This is a genomic window from Phyllobacterium sp. SB3 (assembly GCF_040009165.1).
Classification (GTDB): Bacteria; Pseudomonadota; Alphaproteobacteria; order Rhizobiales; family Rhizobiaceae; genus Phyllobacterium.
In genome coordinates this window covers 81377-106216 of sequence record NZ_JBDYKI010000009.1, presented here as the reverse complement: position 1 = coordinate 106216, position 24840 = coordinate 81377, and the positions used below count along the sequence as shown (strand labels likewise).

25 protein-coding genes and 2 pseudogenes are annotated in these 24840 nt (G+C 52.7%); 9 read left to right on the top strand and 18 right to left on the bottom strand.

Translation table 11 applies throughout. The features are described from left to right. Positions 1 to 512: 512 nt before the first annotated feature. The 13 genes from ABKW30_RS24950 to rpoZ all read right to left on the bottom strand — a co-directional run bounded on the left by ABKW30_RS24950 (position 513) and on the right by rpoZ (position 11117). A complete protein-coding gene (locus ABKW30_RS24950; protein ID WP_348601650.1) occupies positions 513 to 800 on the bottom strand; it encodes a PTS sugar transporter subunit IIB in 288 nt (95 codons plus the stop codon). 28 nt (positions 801 to 828) lie between these two features. Further along, positions 829 to 1290 carry a PTS sugar transporter subunit IIA gene (locus ABKW30_RS24945; protein ID WP_348601649.1) on the bottom strand — a complete coding sequence of 154 codons (462 nt, stop codon included), beginning with the start codon at positions 1288 to 1290 and terminating at the stop codon, positions 829 to 831. Between the two features lie 23 nt (positions 1291 to 1313). Next, positions 1314 to 2717, bottom strand: a complete 1404-nt coding sequence (locus ABKW30_RS24940) for a PTS transporter subunit IIC (RefSeq protein WP_348601648.1) — start codon at positions 2715 to 2717, stop codon at positions 1314 to 1316. A gap of 180 nt (positions 2718 to 2897) precedes the next feature. After that, the gene (locus tag ABKW30_RS24935; RefSeq protein WP_348601647.1) at positions 2898 to 3416 is read right to left on the bottom strand and encodes a PaaI family thioesterase; all 519 of its coding nucleotides are present in this window, start codon (positions 3414 to 3416) and stop codon (positions 2898 to 2900) included. Beyond that, positions 3406 to 4185 carry a DNA repair protein RecO gene (gene recO, locus ABKW30_RS24930; RefSeq protein WP_348601646.1) on the bottom strand — a complete coding sequence of 260 codons (780 nt, stop codon included), beginning with the start codon at positions 4183 to 4185 and terminating at the stop codon, positions 3406 to 3408. The genes ABKW30_RS24935 and recO overlap by 11 nt, the downstream gene beginning before the upstream one ends. An 18-nt stretch (positions 4186 to 4203) precedes the next feature. Beyond that, a complete protein-coding gene (era, locus tag ABKW30_RS24925) occupies positions 4204 to 5142 on the bottom strand; it encodes a GTPase Era (RefSeq protein WP_348601645.1) in 939 nt (312 codons plus the stop codon). Beyond that, positions 5135 to 5851, bottom strand: a complete 717-nt coding sequence (gene rnc / locus ABKW30_RS24920) for a ribonuclease III (protein WP_348601644.1) — start codon at positions 5849 to 5851, stop codon at positions 5135 to 5137. Before rnc ends, era begins: the two co-directional genes overlap by 8 nt. A gap of 7 nt (positions 5852 to 5858) precedes the next feature. Further along, a complete protein-coding gene (lepB, locus tag ABKW30_RS24915; RefSeq protein ID WP_348601643.1) occupies positions 5859 to 6632 on the bottom strand; it encodes a signal peptidase I in 774 nt (257 codons plus the stop codon). Positions 6633 to 6719: 87 nt separating this feature from the next. After that, complete coding sequence (gene acpS / locus ABKW30_RS24910) at positions 6720 to 7124, bottom strand: holo-ACP synthase (protein WP_348601642.1); 405 nt, start codon at positions 7122 to 7124, stop codon at positions 6720 to 6722. Continuing rightward, a complete protein-coding gene (locus tag ABKW30_RS24905) occupies positions 7121 to 7678 on the bottom strand; it encodes a DUF2062 domain-containing protein (RefSeq protein WP_348601641.1) in 558 nt (185 codons plus the stop codon). The genes acpS and ABKW30_RS24905 overlap by 4 nt, the downstream gene beginning before the upstream one ends. Positions 7679 to 7738: 60 nt before the next feature. Beyond that, positions 7739 to 8317 (bottom strand): orotate phosphoribosyltransferase, encoded by a 579-nt coding sequence (pyrE, locus tag ABKW30_RS24900; protein WP_348601640.1) that lies wholly within the window; start codon positions 8315 to 8317, stop codon positions 7739 to 7741. 39 nt (positions 8318 to 8356) lie between these two features. Then, the gene (locus ABKW30_RS24895; RefSeq protein WP_008128658.1) at positions 8357 to 10561 is read right to left on the bottom strand and encodes a bifunctional (p)ppGpp synthetase/guanosine-3',5'-bis(diphosphate) 3'-pyrophosphohydrolase; all 2205 of its coding nucleotides are present in this window, start codon (positions 10559 to 10561) and stop codon (positions 8357 to 8359) included. Positions 10562 to 10718: 157 nt separating this feature from the next. Then, on the bottom strand, positions 10719 to 11117 hold the full coding sequence (gene rpoZ, locus ABKW30_RS24890) for a DNA-directed RNA polymerase subunit omega (RefSeq protein WP_348601639.1): 399 nt from the start codon (positions 11115 to 11117) through the stop codon (positions 10719 to 10721). A gap of 301 nt (positions 11118 to 11418) precedes the next feature. On the opposite strand from rpoZ, the gene ABKW30_RS24885 reads away from it, so the two are divergent. Beyond that, entirely contained in the window at positions 11419 to 11994 is a 576-nt protein-coding gene (locus ABKW30_RS24885) for an NYN domain-containing protein (RefSeq protein ID WP_348601638.1), read from the top strand. Between the two features lie 66 nt (positions 11995 to 12060). Next, positions 12061 to 12714 carry a uracil-DNA glycosylase gene (locus tag ABKW30_RS24880; RefSeq protein WP_348601637.1) on the top strand — a complete coding sequence of 218 codons (654 nt, stop codon included), beginning with the start codon at positions 12061 to 12063 and terminating at the stop codon, positions 12712 to 12714. Positions 12715 to 12727: 13 nt separating this feature from the next. Here the strand turns inward: ABKW30_RS24880 and smpB are convergent, their stop codons facing one another. Then, entirely contained in the window at positions 12728 to 13216 is a 489-nt protein-coding gene (gene smpB, locus ABKW30_RS24875; RefSeq protein ID WP_348601636.1) for an SsrA-binding protein SmpB, read from the bottom strand. A gap of 24 nt (positions 13217 to 13240) precedes the next feature. After that, positions 13241 to 14122 (bottom strand): 4-hydroxy-tetrahydrodipicolinate synthase, encoded by an 882-nt coding sequence (dapA, locus tag ABKW30_RS24870; protein WP_348601635.1) that lies wholly within the window; start codon positions 14120 to 14122, stop codon positions 13241 to 13243. A 651-nt stretch (positions 14123 to 14773) separates the two neighbouring features. Between dapA and ABKW30_RS24865 the strand changes: the two genes are divergently transcribed. Then, positions 14774 to 16816 carry a lytic transglycosylase domain-containing protein gene (locus ABKW30_RS24865; protein ID WP_348601743.1) on the top strand — a complete coding sequence of 681 codons (2043 nt, stop codon included), beginning with the start codon at positions 14774 to 14776 and terminating at the stop codon, positions 16814 to 16816. Positions 16817 to 17028: 212 nt separating this feature from the next. Further along, entirely contained in the window at positions 17029 to 17919 is an 891-nt protein-coding gene (locus ABKW30_RS24860; RefSeq protein ID WP_348601634.1) for an alpha/beta hydrolase, read from the top strand. Positions 17920 to 17986: 67 nt separating this feature from the next. On the opposite strand, the gene ABKW30_RS24855 is transcribed toward ABKW30_RS24860, so the two are convergent. From ABKW30_RS24855 to ABKW30_RS24845, 3 genes are all read right to left on the bottom strand, one after another. Then, positions 17987 to 18580 (bottom strand): hypothetical protein, encoded by a 594-nt coding sequence (locus tag ABKW30_RS24855; protein ID WP_348601633.1) that lies wholly within the window; start codon positions 18578 to 18580, stop codon positions 17987 to 17989. Between the two features lie 155 nt (positions 18581 to 18735). Further along, positions 18736 to 19398: a BON domain-containing protein gene (locus ABKW30_RS24850; protein WP_348601632.1), complete on the bottom strand. Its 663-nt coding sequence runs from the start codon at positions 19396 to 19398 to the stop codon at positions 18736 to 18738. 155 nt (positions 19399 to 19553) lie between these two features. Next, positions 19554 to 20603: a porin gene (locus ABKW30_RS24845; protein ID WP_348601631.1), complete on the bottom strand. Its 1050-nt coding sequence runs from the start codon at positions 20601 to 20603 to the stop codon at positions 19554 to 19556. A gap of 462 nt (positions 20604 to 21065) precedes the next feature. Between ABKW30_RS24845 and ABKW30_RS24840 the strand changes: the two genes are divergently transcribed. From ABKW30_RS24840 to ABKW30_RS24820, 5 genes and pseudogenes are all read left to right on the top strand, one after another. Then, positions 21066 to 21395 carry a multidrug efflux SMR transporter gene (locus tag ABKW30_RS24840; protein ID WP_348601630.1) on the top strand — a complete coding sequence of 110 codons (330 nt, stop codon included), beginning with the start codon at positions 21066 to 21068 and terminating at the stop codon, positions 21393 to 21395. A 60-nt stretch (positions 21396 to 21455) separates the two neighbouring features. Next, on the top strand, positions 21456 to 22472 hold the full coding sequence (locus ABKW30_RS24835) for a porin (protein WP_348601629.1): 1017 nt from the start codon (positions 21456 to 21458) through the stop codon (positions 22470 to 22472). Between the two features lie 387 nt (positions 22473 to 22859). Further along, the gene (locus ABKW30_RS24830; protein WP_348601628.1) at positions 22860 to 23816 is read left to right on the top strand and encodes a site-specific integrase; all 957 of its coding nucleotides are present in this window, start codon (positions 22860 to 22862) and stop codon (positions 23814 to 23816) included. 80 nt (positions 23817 to 23896) lie between these two features. Beyond that, positions 23897 to 24166: pseudogene (locus ABKW30_RS24825) on the top strand (tyrosine-type recombinase/integrase); the annotation flags it as partial. Positions 24167 to 24246: 80 nt separating this feature from the next. Beyond that, positions 24247 to 24515, top strand: a pseudogene (locus ABKW30_RS24820) (tyrosine-type recombinase/integrase); the annotation flags it as partial. Positions 24516 to 24840: the final 325 nt, after the last annotated feature.

The following is a 24840-nucleotide window of genomic DNA, read 5'->3' as shown; positions in this document are numbered from 1 at the left end:
CGTTCTCTCCTGAGAGGGCTATCCCCGCCAATATGTTGAGTACAATTCGTGAAAACAGTCGGATTGTGATCCGTTGGCCTATCACAATACACCAGCGGGCTTACGTTGCCCGAATTTGCACAGCCCGTTAAAGTCAGCACCCCTACGGCCAGAACCTGCAAAGTTAACCTCATGATATTCCTTGATTTATGGCCCTTCAGCAATATGCGGAGTGCAATTGGTGAAAACCTTTGGGTTGAGATCGGTCTCTCTATCGCAGTAGACCAGAGGACTGACTTTGCCGGAACTTACGCATCCAGTGAGAGTAACCGTTGTCAAAATCAAAACTGAAAAAATGAGTTTCATCTCGTTTCTCCGATTACTCCCTGAACGCGTGAAGCATATTCTTTCTGGTACACTGCCCCATATTTAGGACCTAATCACATCTGTTCAATTGCTCGGGATCAATATTATTTCCTGAAAAGAAAACGCCGCCCGGTTTAATGGGCGGCGGCAATTGATGTTGCAAAGGCTTAGCTGCGCAGAATTGATTCAATCTTGTCGAGCACGTCATCCTTGCCGATACCTGTCAGGAATGCGAGCGTCGTGATCGCAGGCTTGCCAAGGTCTTTTGGCAGTTGCGCAGTCGATACGACTAGATCGACATCAGCTACATTGCTGGCAACTTCGGTCGTCTTACACTGCCGTGTTGCAATACTGATACCGCGTTTTTTCAATGCGTCTTCAACGGCATGGGCCACGACGGTGGACGTCGCAATGCCGGTGCCGCAAGCAAATAATACAGTTTTTGGCTTAGTCATGTATGCCCCCCTTATTCACGCTGGCAACTTAGCCGAGTAAGCGCAAAACGTCTTCCACGGATTTCGATTTAATCAAAGCATCAATCGTTTCCGGAGATTGAATTGTACCGGCGATTTGTTGAAGCATTTCGACCTGTTTGTCCTTGTCGTTAAGAGCCATGAGAAAGACGAGCCTGACGGGCAGCTTTTCATCCGGGTCTTCCATATTGGCGAACAAGACCGGCGTTGCCAGCGTGGCAAATGCCAGACCCGGCTTCAAGACATGTTCCGGGTCTGTATGTGGCACGGCAACATTACTGTCCGTCCCAAGCGGCAGCCCTGTCGGCAATTGGGCCTCACGTGCGAGCACAGCATCGGAAAAGCTAGGTTTAACATGCCCAAGGGAATGAAGCTGCTCTGCCAAAAGCCGTATCACCTCTTGATCGCTTTTGGCCTCGACCCCAAGAAGAATGGCTCCGGGGTCAAGGTAGTTCATCAGGGCTTGCGCCATTTGGTTACTCCACTCAATGCGACTCAGTTTGTTTCAGCGATCTCATCGTCTGCACCTGCCGCCCTCTCCCAGGCAGCTGCGTTGCGGCGATAGGCCCAGAATGCACCGGCGATGATCACGGCCATAACCGCAAGTCCGATTGCACCCAGATTATTGATGAGCGCCATGACCACATAAGGTATCCATAGGAAGCCATCGACCACGCTGGTAATCTGAACCGCATTTGGGGGCATCTGGAAGCCCGAAGACTGTGCAGCAGCCGTGAAGAGCGGTGCGAGCGCGTTGGCGACGTAGAAACCAACGGCCAGCGTAAATGTGCCGACGATAACCATACGGAAGACATTGCCCTTCAAAAGTGGCGCTGTCATTGCGACAATGAACGGAATAACTGCCAGATCGGCAAACAGGATCACACGGTTACCGGGCAGAATTATCGACAAGATAATGGCGATTGGCACAAGGATCAGTGACGATGAGATTGCCGCCGGATGGCCGATCAGGATAGCGGAGTCGAGACCAACGAGCAGTTCGCGGTCACCTGTACGCTTGCGAACAAACTCCTGTGCAGCATCTGATACCGGAAGCAGCCCTTCCATCAGGATTTTGACCATACGTGGCAGAAGTAGCATTACTGCTGCCAAGGTCATGCCCGTCTGGAGCACTTTGGTCAGAACAACACCGAAATCGCCCGCATTGTAGTAGGCAATAATGCCAAGCACCAAACCAATGATCAGGCCGAGAATGACCGGCTCACCGAAGACACCGAAGCGTTTTTCAAATGTTTCCGTATTGAGTTCAATCTTGTTGATGCCCGGAATGCGGTCCATGATCCAGTTTAGCACGATAGCAATCGGCAATATTTGCGCGGATGCCAGATGCGGAACTGAAATACCCGGAATACCGTAAAACTTCTGCACGGCCTTTGCCGACCAGTCAGCAAACAGCAAACACAGCGCAACCATTAGCGCGGCGACAATCAACCCGTAAACAAGGCTGTTCGTAGCAGCAACTGCCAGCGATCCGATAAAGGCGAAATGCCAGAAATTCCAGACATCGACGTTCAACGTGCGTGTCATGCGGGTCAAAAGCAGGACGATATTGACGGCAATCGCGATAGGAATAACCCATAATCCAACCGACGAGCCAAACGCGATAGCGGCAGCGGAAGGCCAGCCCACATCAACGATGTCACGCTGGATACCGGTATTGGTCACGATGGCCTTTGCCACATCGCCAATGGATGTGAGCATGAGCCCCAAGACAAGATTAATACCGATGAAAGCCACGCCAATGGTGACTGCTGCACGAAACGCCCGCCCAACCTTGGCACCCAATACTAAAGCGATGATGAATATAACAATAGGTAGCAGGACCGTTGGTCCCATAGTGTCAACTGCGGCCTTCAGGCCGGTCAAGAAACTGTCCATTACTTCCTCCCCCGCGATCCTCCTCGACCGCACCCCGCAGAACTTTTGCATTCTGCAATGCATTAATGTTCAGCACAGCTCTATTATCAAGTCAACGACTTCATAGGGAGATGCGCTGGCCCACCACATTTGCTAAGAAAAAGTTGCCAAATTTCAACAAATTTTATCGAACTTGCCCGGTTATTTCGTGCGAACGAAGCTTTCGAGCGGAAAAATGGAGCAAGTCTCGGTGCCATGCGCAAGCAGCTTGCCGTTCCTGTCTTTCAGAAATGCTTCGGAAGTTGCCAGTGTGCGTCCTCGATGGATAACCCTGCCCTCGCAAAACACCATACCGGTGTCTACGCTTAACGGGCGGACCAAATTTACCTTGAATTCTGCGGTCGTGTAAGCTTCGCCTGGCTTCAGCGTGGTCATGACACAGCACGCCAGCGCCGAATCCATAAGCGTTGCAATCCAACCACCATGTACTCCGCCCATCGGATTAAGATGCTCGATGGAGGGCAGCCCTTTAAACACCACGCGATCCTGCTCTACTTCATGCAGTGTGAACGAAAGTGTTTTGGCGATATGCGGTGCCGGGTACTCTCCGCGCAGCATCGCCTGCAATATCTCCAGGCCACTGCGCACCGCCAAATCGCCAAGCGGCAATTTTCCGACGCCCGCTGGGAAATCAATCGCATCTGCAACATCATGGCTCATGAGGAACGGGCCTTTCCGCGGAGGCGTCTTGTCCGCCACTGTTTTTCAAAGATCTGGCAATCGCATTGAGAAAGCCGTCCCGGGCTTCAGGCGGCTTTTGCGCTCGCGGTTCCCACACGTGCCTTGTGAAGAAAAAACTGGTCAAACGAAATGCATCGCTAATCTCTGTCATCGATACAGCGCGAACGTTGGAGCTAACCATAAAAGGCGGCATGACCAACAGCTTGTCTGCCCACGGTGCACCGGCATCGCGTGATACCGCCCTGCCCGATTTCGGCGACACGTAAGTCAGGTCATTGGCAACACCGGTTGCAGCACAACGCTTGAGATCAAGGCCAAAGCCCAATTCTTCCAGCATCACAATCTCGAAACGTAGGAGCAATTCACCAGCAATCATGGTGTCTTCGCAATGCTCAAGGATGACAGCGAGAATTTCGAAGAGGTTTTGGTGAGGATCGCGTTCCGGCAAAAGACGAAGGTGGGAGGCAGCAAGCTGCAAGCCATATAGGGCAACTGGTTGCTCAATCAGCCGCGCTGCGGAAAAGCTGACCGGCTCTACCTGCATCATGCCCAGATGCTCATCCATTCGGGCACGCCAGATCACGTCTACACGATTTCCCGCCTGCAATAATGGCTGCATGCGGCGCGAACGGCCACCGCGGACAAGCCCAAGATGCCGGCCATGCTCGCGGGTCATCAGTTCAAGGATAGCGCTGGTTTCCCCGTGCCGCCTCGTCCCGAGGATGATGCCTTCGTCTCGCCATTCCATAGCCGAGACTTGGCGCTATTATTGCGGAAATTCAAGCCCCATTTCACGGTAGCGCTCGGGATCATTGCCCCAATTGTCACGAACCTTGACAAAAAGGAACAGGTGAACCTTCTGCTCAAGTATTTCCATCAGTTCTTTGCGGGCTGCCTGACCAATCGATTTGATAGCCTGACCTTCGTGACCAAGAACGATCTTCTTCTGGCTATCACGCTCGACGTAAATGACCTGCTGAATGCGGACCGAACCGTCCTTCTTCTCTTCCCAGCTTTCCGTCTCGACTGTCGAGGAATAAGGCAATTCATTATGCAGGCGAAGATAAAGCTTTTCGCGGGTGATCTCGGCGGCAAGCATTCGCATGGGCATATCTGAGATCTGGTCTTCCGGATAGTACCATGGACCTTCCGGCAGATTTTCCGCCAGATACTTCAGCAAATCCTTGCAGCCGTAACCTTTAAGCGCCGAAATCATGAAGGTCTGATCGAATTTGACCTTCTCATTGGCCCTCTTGGCAAGTTCAAGCAGCATCGGCGCTTCGATGCGATCCACCTTGTTCAGAACGAGTATGACCTTGCGTTTCTTGTCACGCAGGCTTTCCAGAAGAACTTCGGCTTCGTCATCAATGCCCTGCTCGACATCAATCAACACCAGAATAAGGTCCGCATCCTTAGCGCCGCCCCAGGCAGTTGTCACCATTGCGCGGTCGAGACGACGCTTCGGCTTGAAAATACCCGGCGTATCAACCAGAACCATCTGCGTTTGCTCGTGGATGACAATTCCCCGAACCAGAGCGCGCGTCGTCTGCACCTTATGTGTAACGATCGAAACCTTGCTACCGACAAGCTGATTTACCAGCGTTGATTTACCCGCATTTGGCGCGCCGATCAGGGCAATAAAGCCCGAACGCGTTGGAACAGCCTGTTCGGCTTCACTCGCGGGCGTTTGTTCGTGTTCAGTCATTTCCTGTGTCTTCCTGCGTCTTCTGACGAACGCCTTCACGATAAAGCAATGCAATGGCGGCTTCCTGCTCCGCCAGACGTTTGGAACGTCCTTTGCCTGTTGCTGCTTCGAAGCCCTTCACATCAACCCGGATCGTAAACTGCGGATCGTGGTCGGGTCCGGTTCGTTCAACAACGCTGTATAAAGGTTGAGCACCATTTTGCTGGTGTGCCCATTCCTGCAATTCAGTTTTGGGGTCGCGCTGAGCGGAATTGCTTCCTTTCGAACGCGCGTCCCAATATCGCTCGATGAAAGGTTGCGCCGCTTCAAGCCCGCCGTCCAGATAAATCGTTGCGATCAATGATTCGATGACATCGGCACGCAGGCTTTTCAGCCGTTTGTCAGCCAGTCCTTTGACATCAGAGCCAGTCTTGATGAATTCATGCAAGCCGATTTCGTCGGCTACAGCAGCACAGGTATCGGCGTTCACCAGCGAATTCAATCGTAACGATAACTCGCCTTCCGCCGCGGTAGGATAAGCCCGGAACAACATATCCGCGATAACAAGCCCAAGCACGCGGTCGCCCAGAAACTCGAGCCGCTCATAATCCGAGCCTGCCGATGGCCGTGCACTTGAGTGCGTCAGCGCGCGTTCAAGCCGTCCGAGATCACGAAAAACATGTTTCGTTTTCTCTTCAAGTTTGTGTACGGCGTCAGCAGACAGGCTCATCGGCAGATCAATTTTTCTGCACGGAATTTGGCGCCGCGTTGACGCTGTGCAGCAAGCGGTCAAATCTCAATTCCGATGGCCAACGCCAGAGTTCAAGTGGGCTTGCCTTGCCTGCTATCGAGAAGAAGATAATGTTCGCACGCCCGATGAAGTTCTCAAGCGGAACATAGCCCACATCGAAACGGCTATCGCTGGAATTATCGCGATTATCCCCCATCATGAAGTAATGTCCGGCAGGCACAACAAATTCGCGGGTATCGTCGCCGACGCCGTTGGGCGTAAGGTCGAGCGTGTCATAGGTGATGCCATTCGGCAGGACTTCGCGATAGACATCGACCGGGCCTTGGGCCTCAGTAATATCCGGATTATCGATCTGACCTACTTTTTCCCGCGGCACAGCAACGTCATTGATGTAAAGCACGCCGCCGCGAACCTGAATCTTGTCTCCCGGCAGGCCGATCACGCGCTTGATGAAATCAAGGGATGTATCATTTGGCTTACGGAATACAGCAATGTCGCCACGCTGTGGGTCGCCACTCCATATGCGACCGGAAAACAGATCCGGCGCAAATGGAATCGAGTATTTCGAATAGCCGTAGGAGAACTTGGAGACGAAGAGATAGTCACCTTCCAACAGCGTCGGGCGCATGGAGCCAGAAGGAATATTGAACGGCTGGAACAGCAATGTCCGGATTACCAGCGCAAGCAGGAGTGCCTGCACGATGACGCTGACCGTCTCGCCAAGACCACCGGAATTTTTCACAACAGCTTTATCGCTCACGCTTCTTATCTCTCCAAAACAGAATGTGCCCCCTCTTAACCGCTGAGGGCTCGGGGAGCAATGCCGCTGATTGCCCTTTGAATACGGCTATTCTTCGATTTTCAACGCCTCGATAATCACGAATGCTTGTGCGAGAGGGAAATCGTCAGTGATGGTTACATGGATACGCGGCGCAAAACCGGCCGGAATGAGCTTCGCCAAGCGCTCTGCTGCGCCATTGGTGAGTTTCATGGTTGGCGCGCCGCTTGGCAGATTGACGACCCCCATATCCCGCCAGAATACGCCTTGCGCAAGACCTGTTCCGAGTGCTTTGGCGCAAGCCTCCTTTGCGGCAAAACGTTTCGCGTAAGACGCTGCACGCTGATTACGCCGCTCGGATTTTGCTTGCTCAATGGGCGTATAGACCCTGTCGATAAAGCGCTTTCCATGACGCTCAAGGGTTTTTTCAATCCGCCTGATATCGATCAAATCGCTCCCGACGCCGACAATCATGGGTTTTCAGTGATCTTTTGCATCTGGACAACTGGACGCCTGCTCTGAAAACTGGCTACAGTCCAGCGAATGGGAAAATAAGTCAGCGCTGCCGCAGCCAATCCCAGAGGCACTGCTCCGATCAGCATCGGCTCAATCAGTGGATGCCACAAAACACCAAAATCCAGGTGGCGCAACATCCCGCCGAGATGCGGCGGCAATGGGTCTCCGCTCAGACTTCCAGTCATGACGAAACGTCCGACCTCCAGCGTTGCAGCCCAAATAAAAGGCAAAATAAGCGGATTTCCCAAAGTGGTTCCGATAACAGCAGCTGCAATATTGCCGCCGATCAACCAGGCAATCGCCAATGCGACGGCAATATGTACACCCAAAATTGGAATAAAAGCCGCGAAAATCCCGCAGGCAAAACCAATTGCAATGGAATGTGGCGTTGCCCTCAGGCGCAGAACGCGTTTACCGAAATAGCGCAGGGACCGGCCAATCGAGCGGCGTGGCCAGAGCGCGAGGCGAAGCCGCTCACGAAAGCCTGGAACGTTACGCTGCCTGAAGAGCATTTGGTTCAGTCCTCTTATCCAAAGTGCAAGTCAGAGGACTCGTACTGGACATCTGTTCGATCATATATTGCGGCTACCCGGTTTAACGGGCGGAATTGCGGCAAGTTCCGGCGGAAGCTTGTCGGCAGGATAAGCCGGAACTTCATACTCCGCCAGTGCAATCAACGGGACACCGACATCACTTTTCCCGGCAGACCTGTCGATAATGCAAGCGGCTGCAACAACTTCTGCGCCTAACTCCTGCAAGCACGTCACGGTTTCGCGGATGGAAAGGCCGGTCGTCACGATGTCCTCAACGATTACGACGCGGGCACCTTTGGCAATCTCGAAGCGGCGCAGCTTGAAAGTACCATTTTCCCGTTCGACCCAGATGGCTGGAACACCAAGATGCCGTGATGTTTCATAAGCCGGAATAATGCCGCCAATCGCAGGTCCGACGACATAATCGATCGGTCCGAGATTAGCGTTTCTGATTTTCTCAGCCAGTCCACGGCAAACACGTTCGGTCTTGTCAGCATGCATGAACACGCGAGCCTTCTGCAGGAAGACCGGGCTCCGCAGCCCTGATGTCAAAATGAAATGGCCTTCCAAAACCGCACCGGCTTCGCGAAAAACGTCCAAAACTTCATTCGTATTCATGCTTTCCCCGCTAATTTGTTTGGGCTTTCGTAGAGTTGCTTATCCGTTGACGCGCTGGGCATCACTGACGCAATTGCTCTCTTTCAATTTCGACAATATTCGATTGAGGTGCTTCAGGTTCCAGACCTCAAGATCAACGATCATCTGGGTGAAATCCGGCGCCGTGCGAACCATCGATAGGTTGTGAATATTTGTCTCGTTCTCAGCGATGATCTGCGCGATCTCGGCCAATGAACCCGGTGCATTGATTGCTGAAATATTGATACGGGCAGGGAAACGGTCACGGCGGCTCTCATCCACATCCCAGCGCACATCGATCCAGCGTTCCGGCTGGTCATCATAAGCCATCAATGCAGAGGACTGGATCGGATAGATTGTCATGCCCGATCCCGGCTGGAGAATGCCTACGATACGATCTCCCGGCACCGCGCCTTCAGGCGAGAAATGCACGGGCATATCGTGGCTTGCACCGCGGATAGGCAAGGCTTGAGGCCCACCGGGTTCCGCGCCCTCAGGCATCTTGAAGATCATGCCGGATGTGTTGCGGAAGTTCACCCAGCCCTCTTCACGCTCGCTGGGAGTAGGCTTCACCTTGGCGTCCTGATATTCCGGATAGACGGCTTTCATCACGTCAGATGACGGCAGTTCGCCACGACCTACAGCGGCAAGAACATCATCTATTTCCTTGCGCGCAAGGCGCGGCAGTCCCTTCTTCAGCTCATCGCGCGAATAGACCTTCCCTGCCCGCTCGAAGGCGCGTTCAAGTATCTGCATACCAAGTCCGGAGTATTGTTTGCGTACCGCAAGACGGGTGGCGCGGCGGATAGCTGCTCTGGCTTTACCAGTTACAACGATGCCTTCCCATGCAGCGGGCGGTGTCTGAGACTTCGAGCGAATGATATCGACCTCATCGCCATTATGCAGGACAGTCATCAGCGGCATGATACGTCCATTGACCTTCGCACCGACACAGCTATCACCGATATTGGTATGAACTGCATAAGCAAAATCAATTGGCGTCGCGCCGCGTGGCAAAGCAATCAGACGGCCTTTCGGCGTAAAGCAGAATACCTGATCCTGAAACAGCTCAAGCTTCGTATGTTCGAGAAACTCTTCCGGATTATCGCCTTCCGCCAAAGCTTCGATTGTCTGGCGGAGCCATGCATAAGCATTGGTTTCTGTCGAGATAACATGAGGGTTTTGCGCACTGCCGCGATCCTTGTAGATCGAATGGGCAGCAACACCATACTCGGCAATGTCATTCATTTCCCGGGTACGTATCTGCAATTCCACGCGTTGCCGCGACGGACCAACAATCGTCGTGTGAATCGAGCGATAATCGTTCTGTTTCGGTGTAGAAATATAATCTTTGAAGCGGCCCGGGACCATCGACCAAGTGGTATGGATAATGCCTAGAGCATTATAGCAATCTGCCACTGTATCAACGACTACGCGAAAGCCGAAAATATCGGACAATTGCTCGAAGGAAAGCCCCTTGCTTTCCATCTTGCGGAAGACAGACCAAGCTTTCTTCTGCCGGCTTTTTACACTGGACTTAATCCCATTCTTTTCGAACAGGCTGGAGAGATCAGTCTCAATCTGCTGTAGCGTTGCGCGATTTTTCTCCATTAACTCCGCAAGCCGGTTGGTTACGGCGTTGAAAGCTTCCGGATTGATGTAGCGGAACGCCAGCTGTTCCAGCTCTTCACGCATATCCTGCATACCCATGCGGCCAGCCAATGGCGCATAGATGTCCATCGTCTCTTCCGAGATACGCAGACGCTTATCTTCCGGCACATGGTGCAGCGTGCGCATATTGTGCAGACGGTCGGCAAGCTTGACGAGAAGCACCCGCACATCATCCGAAATTGCCAGCAGCAACTTGCGCAGGTTCTCGGCCTGAACAGCCTTTTTCGAAACAAGATCAAGCTTCTTCAGCTTGGTTAGCCCTTCGACCAGCTTGCCGATGTCCGGGCCAAACAGCGTGTCAATTTCCTGACGCGTGGCTGATGTGTCTTCAATGGTGTCATGTAGCAGCGCGATAGCAATAGTTGCCTCATCGAGATGCATGTCCGTCAGGATAGCCGCGACTTCCAGCGGGTGAGAAAAGTAAGGGTCGCCGGATGCGCGTTTCTGGTGTCCATGCTTCTGCATGGCATAAACATAGGCTTTGTTAAGCAGCGCCTCATTGACGTCAGGCTTGTAACGCTGAACACGCTCGACAAGCTCATACTGACGCATCATGGACGGGCACCTCACACACGGAATTCAAATACATACTGAAGAGTATGCAGCCTATATGGTAATTGCGTTACCAAGACGCAAAAATAATGCGCCGCAGAAACTGCGACGCATCAAAAGCCGAAATTGGCTGATTATCGCGCTTTCACGCGATATTTGATTAGTAGTCGTCGCTTTTTTCCGGGGCCACAAGACCCTCGATGCCAGCCAGCAATTCTTCTTCCGACATGGAGTCGAAGGAAACGTTGTCATCGTCATCTGCTGCAATTTCAGCAACCTGACCTTCGATGGCGGCAATCGGTGCAGATGCTGCGGCTTCCGGCTCATCCACTTCAACATGCTTCTGCAACGAATGAATAAGGTCTTCCTTCAGATCGCCTGGTGAAAGCGTCTCATCTGCGATTTCACGCAGAGCAACAACCGGATTCTTATCGTTGTCGCGATCAATAGTGATCGCAGCGCCTTGCGAAATAAGGCGGGCGCGATGGCTGGCAAGCAGAACCAGTTCAAAGCGGTTCTCTACCTTGTCAACGCAATCTTCAACAGTGACGCGGGCCATGAACTGCCCCTTTCATTTTTAAACGAATTAGCGGATTACTGCGGACATAACGCGGTTGCGGGCAAAAAACAAGCAAAAGCGCGTCACAGATTTAACGTGTTGGTTTGCTAGAGCAGAAAATCAACTGAATTTTGAGCACTTCTGTCTAGTTATGTGTACAAAATTGCAAGCCGGGGTATTGGCTTTTCTGCGAACTCGACGTACTTAATATATTAGACTTTCGTATAAGATCAGATCGGGCTACTTTAGAAAACAAGCTCATTTGAAATTGACGCTCAGATTTTTGAAATGGAACCTTATTATGTTTGACCCCCGGGAAAAGATCGTCTTGTTCATTGACGGTGCAAATCTCTACGCAGCCTCCAAGGTACTGGGATTTGATATTGATTACCGCAAGTTGCTCACAGCTTTTCAAAAGCGTGGATACTTGTTGCGTGCTTATTATTATACTGCATTGGTTGAAGACCAAGAATACTCTTCAATTCGCCCTTTGATCGACTGGTTAGACTACAATGGATACAAAGTTGTAACAAAGCCTGCTAAGGAGTTTACCGATTCTGCTGGGCGCCGTAAGATAAAAGGCAACATGGACATCGAACTTGCTGTCGATGCTATGCAACTTACTGATACAGTAGATCACTTTGTTATCTTCTCCGGCGATGGTGATTTCCGTTCTCTTGTAGAAGCACTGCAGCGCAAGGGCCGCAAGGTCAGTGTTGTTTCGACGCTTTCGACCCAGCCACCGATGATCTCTGATGAATTGCGCCGTCAGGCGGATCATTTCATCGACTTGACATCACTACGCAGCGAAATCGGTCGTGAGGCTTCCGAGCGTGCACCACGCCAGCGTGTTGAAGAAGAACAAGTCGAATATTGATGCCTTCAACGGGATCAAGAAAATGCCGCATGGAAATCCGTGCGGCATTGTGCTTTCTAGCGACCTATGAGTGTCGAACCCTCCCCCGATTGCCCGATTTGCCAGCGTTTACATGACTTTATCGCCGAGTGGCGATTAAAGGAGCCAAGCTGGCACAACGCCCCCGTACCGACATTTCTTCCGGTCGGCGGTATTGATTCCGTGCAGTTGTTGATCGTTGGTCTTGCTCCGGGCGTACGAGGCGCTAACCGTACAGGGCGGCCGTTTACCGGCGATTACGCAGGCGATCTGCTCTACAGCACGTTGTCTGAATATGGCTTTTCTAACGGAACCTTTGCGGCGCGACCCGACGACGGGCTGCAACTTGTCAATGCGTCCATCACAAATGCTGTCCGATGTGTTCCGCCGGAAAACAAGCCGGTCGGCGGCGAAATCAGCAATTGCCGGCGGTTTTTGACGCCAACCATAGAGCAATTCACCAATTTACGCGCGATTGTGACGCTGGGCACGATAGCGCACCAGTCAACCGTGCGGGCATTTGGCCGGCCTGTAGCAAAGTTTCCATTCAGCCATGGCGGGCAGAACGATATAGGGAATGTCCGGATTTTCTCGAGCTATCATTGCTCGCGTTACAACACAAATACCGGACGACTGACGACTCCGATGTTTAAGAGCGTCTTCGCAGAAGTCAGACGCTATCTTGATGATATTGCAAGATAATTTTGATTGAAGTCTAACCGCGGTCGCGAAGAAGCCGCGACTTTTCACGGTTCCAGTCGCGTTGCTTTTCAGTTTCGCGCTTATCATGCAGCTTTTTGCCGCGGGCGACTGCAATTTCCAGCTTCGCCCTGCCCTGATCGTTGAAGTAAAGCTTCAGCGGCACGATGGTCATGCCTTCCCGGTCTATCGATTGTCCGAGCCGTGACATTTCACGCTTGCTAATCAATAGCTTACGGTGACGGCGTGGTTCATGATTAAAACGGTTGGCCTGAAGGTATTCCGGGATGTAGGAGTTAATCAGCCAAAATTCGCCATTCTCAAAACTCGCATAGCTTTCGGCAATATTCGACTGATTATTACGGAGGGATTTAACCTCAGTACCCGCCAGAACAATGCCAGCCTCCAGCGTGTCGAGAATCTCGAAATTGAAGCGCGCTTTACGGTTTTCGGCAATGATTTTGCGAACCGTGATGGGTTTTGAAGCAGATTTTGGCTTATTCATGCAATTTATATGGGATTTCGAACCTTAATTCACCAGTCCCGCATGTCGCATAGCCTGATCGATACGGGCAGCAGTTGCAGCCTCAATCTGGACCATTGGCGAACGAAGCGCGTTCTGAATCTTGCCTAGCTTGGAGAGTGCATATTTCGGACCGCTCGGATTTGGCTCAATAAACATCGCCTTGTGCAATGGCATCAATTTATCCTGTATTTCCAATGCTTTGGTGTAATCGCCGGCGAGTGTCGCCGCCTGAAACTCAGCACAAAGACGGGGTGCAACGTTGGATGTCACTGAAATACAACCTACGCCGCCGTGAGCATTGAAGCCCAACGCGGTAGCATCTTCCCCAGACAATTGAATGAAGTCCTTGCCGCAGGAAATACGCTGTTCCGAGACACGCTCGATCTTGCCCGTCGCATCCTTGACGCCCGCTATGTTCTTGAAATCATTGGCAAGCTGGCCCATCGTTTCCGGTGTCATGTCGATAATCGAACGGCCCGGAATATTGTAGATGATGATCGGCAGCGAGACAGATTCGGCAATCGCCTTATAGTGAGCGTAGAGACCGCGCTGGCTCGGCTTGTTGTAGTATGGCGTGACGACAAGAATTGCGTTGGCACCAGCCTTTTCAGAAAACTCAGCCAATTCAATAGCTTCGCGGGTATTATTTGATCCGGCACCGGCGATAACCGGCACTTTGCCAGCGGCTTCCTCAATACAAACTTCCACAACACGCTTGTGTTCGGCGTGAGAAAGCGTCGGAGATTCTCCGGTTGTTCCTACTGGAACAAGGCCATTGGTGCCCTCGGCAATTTGCCAGGAAACAAAGCTGCGAAAGGCTTTTTCGTCAAACGCACCATCATCAAGGAATGGGGTGACGAGTGCGGTGATTGAGCCTTTCAGCATGGGAAACTCCAGAATAACAAAAGATTATCCTCTCTCCGTAGCCGGAAAGAAGGTGGCGCACCATAGTCGGACGAGCCTTACGGCACAAGTTCATTTGCGTGATGAAAACAATCAACTTCGCACAACCATTTTACATGCTTAGATTGCTAATTTGCTCGCAAATTCGACAGTTTTCATCGCATTTTGCGCCTGTTTTCTTCGAACCTAATCCTAGAAGGGTGAAAACACTGCCAAAAGACGGCTTAAAACCTGCCAAAACCACGTATTGGGTACAAGTCTCAATAGAATTAATAAAACGACCGTTCAATTAAATTTATATTCATATGAAATCACGACTGGCTTCTGCCGCCATTTTGGGTTTTTCGTCACCTTGCGCCTTCACACTTGCGTGATCGAATTTGGCGTTTGTCATCGTCAATTACTTCTATGCCGGGAACATCTGGAGGAAAGATAGCTAATCGAGATGATGTCTATTCAAATCCGATCGTCCGGGATAACCTTTCGTTAATATCCCTTTCATACGTCCGCCACTATTATCTGGTCTACAGGTCTCTGGATCAGGGGCCATGGATTCAACCCTTTGAGTAACCGGTAGTCTGTATGCTGAGAACTTCTGTTTTGCGTCTTGTTCTTCTCGGATCCGCCTGTGCAATGGCGGTAACGACAGCCCATGCCCAAAATGCTGTACCAACGCCCACATTACGCCCATTTGCGCCGACCCAGACCCGCGCCAATCCGGCCATGCAGGCGATCACACATCCTGATCCGGTTACAACCTCCGGTATAGGCCAACCTTCAAAGCCATCGGCTATTGCCGGAAGCCTCAAAAGCGGCCTTGATGCCATTTCTTCCGGCGATGTTCGGCGCGCTGTCGGCATTCGCAATGGCCTGCCCGCGCAAGCGCTTGATCGTCATATCCTGACCTGGGCCATTGGCCTTTCCAATGCGCCAGGTCTGCCCTCTTCCGAGATTGCCAATGCCGCCGCAGAACTTCCGGGTTGGCCGGGCATGGCGACATTCCGCAACAATTCAGAGCGCGCGCTCTATAAGGAAAACCCGGCTCCCTCAGTCGTCATCAATGCTTTTGGAAATACTGCGCCGCAGACAGTTGAAGGCGTTGTCATTCTTGCCCGCGCACATGTAGCAAACGGGAATACCCGCACTGCTCAGATGGTGCTTGGACCGTTCTGGCGTACCAAGAAGCTGGACGACAATCAGGAAGCGATGGTCCTGAAGGAATTCTCACAGGTCATATCACGTTCCGACCATCTGACGCGCATGCTGACCATGCTTTACGAAGGCAAGGTCAAGTCTGCCGGTCGTGTGGCCAAGCTCGCCAATGCTTCATCACTCTATCAGGGCTTTGCTGCCGTACTGCAAAAATCTCCCGATGCTGGCAAGAAGCTGGCTGAGGTCGACGGATCGTGGAAGTCCAACGCAGCTTATATTTTCGCCAAGGCGCAATATCTGCGCCGGGCCGAAAAATACAAGGAAGCGGCGGATGTGCTCAACACTGCCCCGCGTGATGCCGCCTCGCTCGTAGACCCGGACGCATGGTGGACCGAGCGCCGTGTGCTTTCGCGCGAATTGCTGGATATTGGCGATGCCAAGCGTGCTTATCGCGTCGCCGCCATGCATAGCGCTGAAACACCCAGTGTTGCCGCAGATGCGGAATTTCATGCGGGATGGTATGCACTGCGTGCACTGCGTGATCCTAAAACGGCCCAGCGCCATTTCGCCCGTATAGCAGAGATTTCATCACGTCCAATGTCAGCCTCGCGTGCTTATTACTGGCTGGGCCGTGCAGCCGAGGAAGGCAGCACAGGCAGCGCCCGCGATTATTATGCACGCGCATCGCGCTACGGAACGACATTCTATGGCCAGCTGGCCGCAGCCAAGCTTGGCCAAAGCAGCCTGCAACTGCCCTATCCAAAGCCAACTGATGCCGAGCGCAACCGCTTTGCCGGACGTGAAGCTGTTCGCGCCATACAGAGGCTGGAGCAGACGGGCTATGATAGCCGCGCCGCCATGCTCTACACCAGCCTTGCACAAGAACTCGATAGCCCGGGTGAACTGGCTTTGCTGGCAGTAATGGCCGAACGCAAGAACAACCATTTCGTGGCTCTGCGCGTCGGCAAGGCCGCGGCACAACGCGGCATTGATGTAGGTGCCTTGTCGCACCCTATCGGCGCCATCCCCGGCAACGCCAATATTTCAGGCTCCGGTACTGCGCTGGCCTATGCAATTGCCCGGCAGGAAAGTGAATTCAACCCTGGCGCTGTTTCGAGCGCCGGTGCTCGCGGCCTTCTGCAACTGCTTCCGGGCACAGCCAAGGGCGTGGCAACACGGGCCGGGATGAATTATTCGCAAGCCCGCCTGACGACGGATGCGGCGTATAATGCCACGTTGGGAGCAAAATTCCTCGGTGAGCAGATCGCCAAGTTCGATGGTTCGTATGTACTTACCTTTGCGGGTTATAATGCAGGACCGACGCGTGCCAACGAATGGAAGGCCCGATATGGTGATCCTCGCGGCAAATCTGTCGATGAGGTTGTCGATTGGATCGAGCGTATTCCCTACACAGAGACGCGCAACTATGTGCAGCGGGTGATGGAAAACTATCAGGTCTATAAGGCACGGCTTACCGGCAAGGCCCAGATTGAAAGCGACCTGACAGCCGGACGCCGCGGCTGATAACAACTTTTGAGTTAACGAAAGTCTAGATGCCCCTCCCTGTCGCTACGCGACTTCCCTCCCCACAAGGGAGGGTTTATCAGTGCTTGATTTTGCAACCGTGACAGTTTCACATACGAGGTTTACTCAGCCGCAGCGCTCTTACCCTCCCCCTCGTGGGGAGGGAGGTCGCAAAGCGACAGGGAGGGGCTGTTAGAAATGGAGCTAGTATCGTGAGCGGTTCTTTCAAAGAAGTCTTTTTCGACGCACCAGACGGGTTGAAGCTTTATGCCCGCGTTTACTATCCCACGACCGAAAATGAAAACCTGCCGCTCATTTGTCTTCCGGGACTGACGCGCAACAGCCGGGATTTTCATGAGCTGGCTCTTACCCTTGCCAATCATCCGGACACGCCGCGCAAAGTGGTGACATTCGACTATCGCGGTCGCGGGCTTTCCGCCTATGACCCCGAGTGGAAGAATTACAATATCCGGGTCGAAGCAGGGGATGTTCTTGCGGGCTTGAAGGCTCTGGACATCAACCACGCGGTATTTGTTGGTACTTCGCGCGGCGGTTTCATCATTCACGTGCTTGCCGCCATCGCGCCGCAGATTTTAAGCGGCGTGATCTTCAATGATATCGGACCTGAAATTGCCTCGGAAGGATTCCGGCAGATCAATGAATATCTGTCTAAAGCCAAGCCTCCGGCAGATTGGCGACAAGCCGCAGCACTGCAAAAAACGGTTCACGGCAAGGCATTTCCGGCCCTTATCGATGCGGATTGGGATCGTTTTGCCCACGCGATCTATCGCGAGGACGAGGGCGTCATTCGCTCCGACTATGACCCTAACCTGTTGAAAACGCTGGAGGGAATTGATTTCAGCGTCAAACTTCCCGACCTGTGGGCACAGTTTGAGCTATTGAAGGACCTGCCCCTGCTGGTAATCCGTGGTGAAAACACTACTCTTTTGGCGCAGGAAACAGTCGATGAAATGACGCGCCGTCACCCTGCCCTGCAATTCATCAATGTTCGCGGACAAGGTCACGCTCCATTTCTGGAGACGGGACAGCTGCCTGAATTGATTGCAGCTTTTGCAGCCGGTGTGGATTTGCGTGGGAATTAGTCAGGTAGCAGTAATGTTGTGCGTGGTTCGCCCTTCGACAAGCTCAGGAGGGCGAACCACGCACAAGCTATTTTGCAGTTTTTTTGGCAGTTTTAGGCTTGGCTGATTTCGCCAAAGCCCCAGCCTGCTTGACCCAGTTCTCGCGCACGGCCCTGCCGGTAAAACCGATCTCAAGGCTCACCCAATCGGCCTGATCGACAGTCCATCCAGCAATCTGGTCATAATGAAAAATACCGAGGGCCAAGAGCTTGGACTCGATGACGGTGCCTATACCATCAATCTCGCTCAGTTTATCGGGCTTGCCCTTGCGCGCATTCTTTAGACGCGTTGGGCGATTGCCGTCGTTTTGGCGCGGGTTGCGGATTTCGGGCTGCGGTTCTGGTTTTCGCGAAGGAGATCTTTGCGCCGTCTTTATTGATCGCTGCGGAACGGGCTCTGCTGGAGGGATCATTGCCGCAGCCTCGACCGCCGACTTCTTTACATCGTCATTGACCGCAACGAGCGTGGATAGAGAGGCAAGCCGTGCATCAGCGGCACGGGTTGAACTATCCGCAACCGATGGCTTTTTCGGCGATAACCTTCTGAAAATATTACCTGAAATTGCGCCGATGATGAACGCTGCGGCAATGAGAAACAAGGCCTGAAGAATAAACATAACCATTGTTCGCTATCTCCCGCTCTGAAAAAAGTTCAACTGATTTTACCATCCGAGGTCGACCAGCCGACGTAGAATCCAACAAGAACAGCTACGAGCAGGAAGAGCCATAGCTGCGAAATCATATACCACATTTACAGGGCCCTCTCTCAGGAGCAGGTCTAACCACCTTGTCCAAGTGGCGCGACCAGCTTGACTTCACTTAAAGCCGCATCCCCCGGGAGCGGTTTCTTCAAGGCATCATTGATTGCAGCATAATCGGCAGCACTCCCCGCCGTGCCTCTGATCGTATAGGTTTTTCCCGAGATTTCCACTTCGCCATTGGTTAAATGTGCCGCCTGTCCCAAGGCAAATTGGACGAGTTCGAAGAATGCCGGCGGAGCGCCGCGCGCAACTGCCATTTCATCGAGAATTTCTATGCCGGGCATGGAAAGTTCCGCTGCGGCGAGAATTTTTGCACGCATATCGCCATAGGGAACATTGCCTGACAGCAGAATTCCATCATCTGACTTGGTGACAGCGAAGGAAAAGGGATCGGCCAAGGGCAAAAGCGTCGTCTGATTGTCAACGACACGAACGCCAGTAATGCCTTTCGTGATCTTCAGGGCATCCGCAAGCGCCTCCCCGGAGGGAGCAACGCCTTTCAAAATGAGATCGCGGCCGTCTACTTCGGCACTCGCCCAATCATTTTGTGTTTCGAGTGCTGTATTGGCAGCTTCGGTAATGCGGGCATCTATCGGCCCTGCAAGAAACCAGCCGGCGAGGACGGTGAGAAGCGCGACGGTAATAATGCCTGGCCAGAACCAGCTCTTCAAGGCGCGCATTTCAGACCTGTCCTTATATCAGCGAGTAGTACCGATGTTCTGCCTGATACGGACAACGATATCAACACGCAGAAGCAAGAGAATCAGGACCTGCAAACAAAAGAAAACCCGGCAGCTTGCGCTGCCGGGTTCCAATCAACCAATCCAGTAAAGGATTAGAAGTTACGCTGGAAGCGGATGATGCCTTCGAATGCATCGTCACCGCCGCTGATTGCCTGAGCAATGTCGCCACGACGACCGTCAAACTTGGTGTAGTTGATTTCTGGTGTGATTACGAAGCCAGGAACCAATTCGTAAGCTACGTTTGCAGCAGCTGCGAATGTGCCATCGTCTTCGTAAGCGCCCTGGATGTTGAAGGTTGCCTTTTCGGAGATCTTGGCAGCAACACCGCCCCAGATTGCGTAATCACCATCCCAACGACCGAAGTAGTTGTTGTCGTATGTGTCGCCATCAGACTTGTAACCGCCCTGGATCCATGCGGATACAGTGTCTGTGAACTTAACGTCTACGCGGATCTTACCAGCCCATTCTTCAGACTTTGAGTCGTAACCGGCAACACCGCCGATTGAACCCCAAGCCTGTTCGAACTTAGCACCGGCAACAACATGTGGCATGTAGTCGTCGATCTGGTAGCCATCGTTACCCTGTTCAACACCGATCGTAGCGGAGAAACCATTGCCGCCAGCAAATGTGTAGCTAGCCTGGTTGGTTACATAACCGCCTGGGTTGATCACGTCATCGGAGATGATGTCGCCGAGGTAGCCGAGATATGCAGTGAACTGCGAGTCAGTCGCACCAACACGGAAACCACCGAGTTCGATATAGCCGTTGTTCAACTGTACACGTTCAGCATTGACGCCGTCATCGAAGTTGAAGCGCAGCTCAGCGTATGAACGCAATGTGCCGAGTTCTGTTTCGTTACGTGCATCGACGCGGAGCGAGAAACGCGAACGCTTGAAGTATGTGTCGCGATCAAAACCGGTGTAAGCATCATCACCGGCATGTGCGTCATAACGCATGTAACCGCTGATCTTCAAGCAGGTTTCGGTGCCTGGGATGTAGAAGAAGCCAGCGCCGTATGTGTCGCAAACGCGAACATATTCGACAGGCTCTGGTTCAGCGACGACAACTGCGTCTGCAGCGCGTGCGCCGGATACTGCAACGAGGGCTGCAGCGGAGCCGAGAAGTAGGCTCTTAATGTTCATTTCTGACCTCCAGTCAAAGTTAAAAATGGGTCTGGGCATTCCAATTTGGCTGAAGGACAACCTGTCCCCATCCCCTAAGTGCAAGAAGAAATGCTTTAACGCCCTTCCTCTCGACAGACCATACTCGCCAGCGCTCGCGATTCAACCAAGAATGTCCACAGACACGCCTTGCGCAGCCTCTATGACCGGGCGCTGTTGCACAAAAGCCACGAAATCGCCGTCCGATCTTCAATATCTTTACCACTCATTAATATAGGTGACCGGAATTTTAATAAAATCCGCATGCACTTGCCGGTATTGGAACGGCGATTTGATCCGGAATCGGCTATTACCGGGTCTTGGAACGCGAGTCACTGAATCGAATCAAGGCTTTGACCGGCAAAATTGTCGAGTATCGCTTTGCTCTCGGGAATCATTCTGTGCGGTGTATTTGCGTTGCCATGCGTTCAATGGTGATCCCGCATGACATATGTTTACCTCGTTGCTGCCATAATCTTTGAAGTCATTGCCACGTCCGCTTTGAAACAGGCCGAGGGTTTTACACGTTTGTGGCCCTCGCTTATCTGCATCTTCGGCTATGGAGCGGCGTTCTATCTGCTTTCAATCCCGATCCGGACCATACCCGTCGGCGTTGTCTATGCCATCTGGTCCGGGGCTGGCATCGTATTGATCGCCGCTGTTGGCTGGTTCTGGTTCCGGCAAACGCTTGATCTTGCGGCAATCATTGGCCTGGCGCTCATCATCGCCGGCGTTCTCGTCGTCAATCTGTTTTCAAACTCTGTCGGGCACTGAACCCCAATAAAACAGGCCGTTTGGCTCTGATCTCCAGCGAATCTTGACTGGAGGTCAGAAATGAACATTAAGAGCCTACTTCTCGGCTCCGCTGCAGCCCTCGTTGCAGTATCCGGCGCACGCGCTGCAGACGCAGTTGTCGTCGCTGAACCAGAGCCTGTCGAATATGTTCGCGTTTGCGATGCATATGGTGCGGGCTTCTTTTATATCCCCGGAACAGAGACATGCCTGAAGATCAGCGGTTATGTGCGTGTTGACGCTGCCGGTGGCGATCTTTGGGGGCATGATGTTGATGAAGATGGCGATGAGGATAGTTATACAAACAAGTCACGCGCGACTGTACGTTTTGACGCCCGTTCGGAGACCGAACTAGGCACATTGCGTTCATACATCGAAACCCGTTTTGATTTTGATGAAGGTGCGCAGTCAGGCGCCAAGATTCCTCACGCTTACATCGAGCTTGGCGGCTTCCGTATTGGCACTACCGATACTGTATTCAGCAGCTGGACTGGTGGCGGCGAAGTCATCAATGACGATCTTGTTGATTATGATGGCGATCAAACCAATCAGGCCAACTACACTTTCACTTTTGGTAATGGCTTCTCAGCGGTTATCGGACTGGAACAGGGTGATAAAGCTCACTTGGTTGACGACTATCTGCCGCACGTCGTTGCCGGTGCGAAGTTTGAACAGGCTTGGGGTTCAGTTTCCGGCGTTGTTGGCTATGATTCAGTCGTTGAAGAATTCGCTGGTAAAGTTCGTTTGGATGTAAAATTCAACGATACTATCTCCGGCTTCGTGATGGCTGGCTATCAGTCTGATGACAAGAAAAACAACTACTACGGCCCATGGGCCGGCGATTACGCTGTTTGGGGTGGCCTGTCCGCCAAGGTTTCCGAAAAGGCAACAGTCAATGGTCAGGTTGCCTACGATGAAGCTGAAATCTTCGCAGCATCTTTGAACGTTGCATACGAAGTTGTTCCAGGCTTCACAGTGACTCCGGAAGTTGACTATATCGACGCTAAGGGCTCCGACGACGCATTTGGTGGCATCATCCGCTTCCAGCGCAATTTCTAATCCTTTGATTAGCTAAATATACCAACGCCGGGTTTTCCCGGCGTTGGCTTTTCCTCTCAGACCTTAAACCAACAAACCATTTTCAGCGTTCGCGGTTTCGAACGGTGCAAAAGCCCATCCAGAAACCATTTCGGTACGGGGCATGCACCAGCGGCGCACAGACATTTGCAGAGAAGGATTCCAGACCGGTCGTGGGCCGAGGAGATGAGAAATGGTTGGACAGAGACCCATTGGGTTGGAAATTGGTATCGCCGGTTATGGCTTTATCAAACGAAAGTCTATTAGCCTAAAGAGGCATGGCTGCACGGATTGCGCTTTTCGGGAAGACAGCTACAACTTGGCGTATATTTCCCGGTTTACTGTTTTATTGACCAGAGCGCGATTTTCATGACGATTTCATCTGTGGCCTCCTCAGCGGCAATTGCTCCGCCCCCCTGCGAACCTGCGTTTGAATCGGCATTTTCTGTCCGTTTTGACTACGATCTCAGCTACGCCTCTAATGATCAAGGCACACGCAGACTGGTCAAGGAACATTCCCTCAGCAATTTGACTGCTCAATATATCAGTATCCTTTGGGATGAAGGATCACATAAAACCAATGTGCGCTCATTCCTTGGAGAGATCAGCGAAATATTGAGTGGTCAGCGTTTCAGCGTGTTTTCGCAAGAGATGCTGGATTCTGTGATCGGAACCCTGCGCGAACGTGGCAACAGCAATGCGACCATCAACCGAAAGATGGCCGCTTTGAGCAAATTGCTCTGGAAAGCGTCAAAAATGGGCGATATATACAACTTACCGGAATTCCGGCGGCAAAAAGAACGCCAGGGTCGCATTCGTTTTCTCGAAACCGATGAGGAGGCACAGCTCTTTTCTGCCGTGCGGACGCGTTGCGAAGATAGTTACCGCCTGAGCGTATTTCTTGTCGATACGGGCTGCCGCCTCGGTGAAGCCATCGGCCTTTCCTGGAATGATCTTCAGGATGCCCGTTCGACATTTTGGCTAACCAAGTCGGGCCGCAGCAGAACAGTCCCCCTCACCGCCCGCGCGCAAGAAGCGACCAACATTCCGCATGGCAGATTGAAAGGGCCATTTGCCATGCTTAATCAGGTGCGTTTTCGGGCAACATGGAACGAAGCAAAAGCGGAAGTCGGCCTTGGCGCCGATGATCAGGTGGTTCCGCACATCCTGCGTCATACCTGCGCCTCGCGGTTAGTGCGCGGCGGCATCGATATCCGGCGCGTGCAAATCTGGCTCGGGCATCAGACACTTTCGATGACCATGCGCTATGCACATCTGGCAACCAATGATCTGGATTCCTGCGTGGCGGTGCTGGAGCGCGGTTAAAGCAACTTTTGCCCAAGAGCCACGTCCTCCCGAAGCACGAGGCCGTTACCGTGTGTCGGGAGTGTTCAAAACCAGATGCCCAGTTGAAAGGGCCATTTGCCATGCTTAATCAGGTGCGTTTTCGGGCAATCTGGAACGAAGCAAAGGCCGAGGTTGGCCTTGGCGCGGACGATCAGGTTGTTCCGCATATCCTGCGTCATACCTGCGCCTCGCGGTTAGTGCGCGGCGGTATCGACATCCGGCGCGTGCAAATCTGGCTCGGGCATCAGACCCTTTCAATGACCATGCGCTATGCACATCTGGCAACCAATGATCTGGACTCCTGTGTGGCGGTGCTGGAGCGCGGTTAAAGCAACCTTTGCCCAAGAGCTACGTCCTGCCGAAGCACGAGGCCGTTATCGTGTGTCGGGAGTGTTCAAAACCAGATGCCCAGTTGAAAGGGCCATTTGCCATGCTCAATCAGGTGCGTTTTCGGGCAACATGGAACGAAGCAAAGGCTGAGGTTGGCCTTGGCGCCGATGATCAGGTGGTTCCGCATATCCTGCGTCATACCTGCGCCTCGCGGTTAGTGCGCGGCGGCATCGATATCCGGCGCGTGCAAATCTGGCTCGGACATCAGACACTTTCGATGACTTGCGCTATGCACATCTAGCGACCAATGATTTGGATTCCTGTGTGGCAGTACTGGAACGCGGATAGGCAACTATCGTTTGGTTCGATCACGGCAGGGTGGGAATGGTTTCAACTGACCAAAGCTATGACCGGTTGCCCATATCTGGTCATCAAACCATGTGGCGATGCTGGAGCCCAGGTAAAACAGCTTTCGCCCACAGACCACGCCTTGCTGAATTGTCCAGCATATAAATCCGTTGCGGGGTGTCGATCCAAATGGTGGGGCCATTGAGTATGTTCTGGAGGCGCGTCGCCACGGGAAAGGGTATCGCCCGTAAGAATTGCTCCTTCCCTGCAATTGACGAGGCGCTGCCAGCGTCCGTCTGAGCGGGTTTGATTTTGCATCACGAGG

What these genes read in the sequence shown, in the direction of transcription:
- recO (WP_348601646.1), bottom strand. Translation starts at nt 4,185, where the DNA reads ATGGAATGGCGAGACGAAGGCATCATCCTCGGGACGAGGCGGCACGGG.
- ABKW30_RS24905 (WP_348601641.1), bottom strand. Translation starts at nt 7,678, where the DNA reads ATGCTCTTCAGGCAGCGTAACGTTCCAGGCTTTCGTGAGCGGCTTCGC.
- ABKW30_RS24885 (WP_348601638.1), top strand. Translation starts at nt 11,419, where the DNA reads ATGTTTGACCCCCGGGAAAAGATCGTCTTGTTCATTGACGGTGCAAAT.
- ABKW30_RS24855 (WP_348601633.1), bottom strand. Translation starts at nt 18,580, where the DNA reads ATGGTTATGTTTATTCTTCAGGCCTTGTTTCTCATTGCCGCAGCGTTC.
- ABKW30_RS24840 (WP_348601630.1), top strand. Translation starts at nt 21,066, where the DNA reads ATGACATATGTTTACCTCGTTGCTGCCATAATCTTTGAAGTCATTGCC.
- ABKW30_RS24835 (WP_348601629.1), top strand. Translation starts at nt 21,456, where the DNA reads ATGAACATTAAGAGCCTACTTCTCGGCTCCGCTGCAGCCCTCGTTGCA.
- ABKW30_RS24950 (WP_348601650.1), bottom strand. Translation starts at nt 800, where the DNA reads ATGACTAAGCCAAAAACTGTATTATTTGCTTGCGGCACCGGCATTGCG.
- dapA (WP_348601635.1), bottom strand. Translation starts at nt 14,122, where the DNA reads ATGCTGAAAGGCTCAATCACCGCACTCGTCACCCCATTCCTTGATGAT.
- ABKW30_RS24895 (WP_008128658.1), bottom strand. Translation starts at nt 10,561, where the DNA reads ATGATGCGTCAGTATGAGCTTGTCGAGCGTGTTCAGCGTTACAAGCCT.
- ABKW30_RS24940 (WP_348601648.1), bottom strand. Translation starts at nt 2,717, where the DNA reads ATGGACAGTTTCTTGACCGGCCTGAAGGCCGCAGTTGACACTATGGGA.
- ABKW30_RS24845 (WP_348601631.1), bottom strand. Translation starts at nt 20,603, where the DNA reads ATGAACATTAAGAGCCTACTTCTCGGCTCCGCTGCAGCCCTCGTTGCA.
- era (WP_348601645.1), bottom strand. Translation starts at nt 5,142, where the DNA reads ATGACTGAACACGAACAAACGCCCGCGAGTGAAGCCGAACAGGCTGTT.
- ABKW30_RS24830 (WP_348601628.1), top strand. Translation starts at nt 22,860, where the DNA reads ATGACGATTTCATCTGTGGCCTCCTCAGCGGCAATTGCTCCGCCCCCC.
- ABKW30_RS24865 (WP_348601743.1), top strand. Translation starts at nt 14,774, where the DNA reads ATGGCGGTAACGACAGCCCATGCCCAAAATGCTGTACCAACGCCCACA.
- ABKW30_RS24850 (WP_348601632.1), bottom strand. Translation starts at nt 19,398, where the DNA reads ATGCGCGCCTTGAAGAGCTGGTTCTGGCCAGGCATTATTACCGTCGCG.
- acpS (WP_348601642.1), bottom strand. Translation starts at nt 7,124, where the DNA reads ATGATTGTCGGCGTCGGGAGCGATTTGATCGATATCAGGCGGATTGAA.
- ABKW30_RS24880 (WP_348601637.1), top strand. Translation starts at nt 12,061, where the DNA reads ATGAGTGTCGAACCCTCCCCCGATTGCCCGATTTGCCAGCGTTTACAT.
- pyrE (WP_348601640.1), bottom strand. Translation starts at nt 8,317, where the DNA reads ATGAATACGAATGAAGTTTTGGACGTTTTTCGCGAAGCCGGTGCGGTT.
- ABKW30_RS24935 (WP_348601647.1), bottom strand. Translation starts at nt 3,416, where the DNA reads ATGAGCCATGATGTTGCAGATGCGATTGATTTCCCAGCGGGCGTCGGA.
- rpoZ (WP_348601639.1), bottom strand. Translation starts at nt 11,117, where the DNA reads ATGGCCCGCGTCACTGTTGAAGATTGCGTTGACAAGGTAGAGAACCGC.
- rnc (WP_348601644.1), bottom strand. Translation starts at nt 5,851, where the DNA reads ATGAGCCTGTCTGCTGACGCCGTACACAAACTTGAAGAGAAAACGAAA.
- smpB (WP_348601636.1), bottom strand. Translation starts at nt 13,216, where the DNA reads ATGAATAAGCCAAAATCTGCTTCAAAACCCATCACGGTTCGCAAAATC.
- ABKW30_RS24945 (WP_348601649.1), bottom strand. Translation starts at nt 1,290, where the DNA reads ATGGCGCAAGCCCTGATGAACTACCTTGACCCCGGAGCCATTCTTCTT.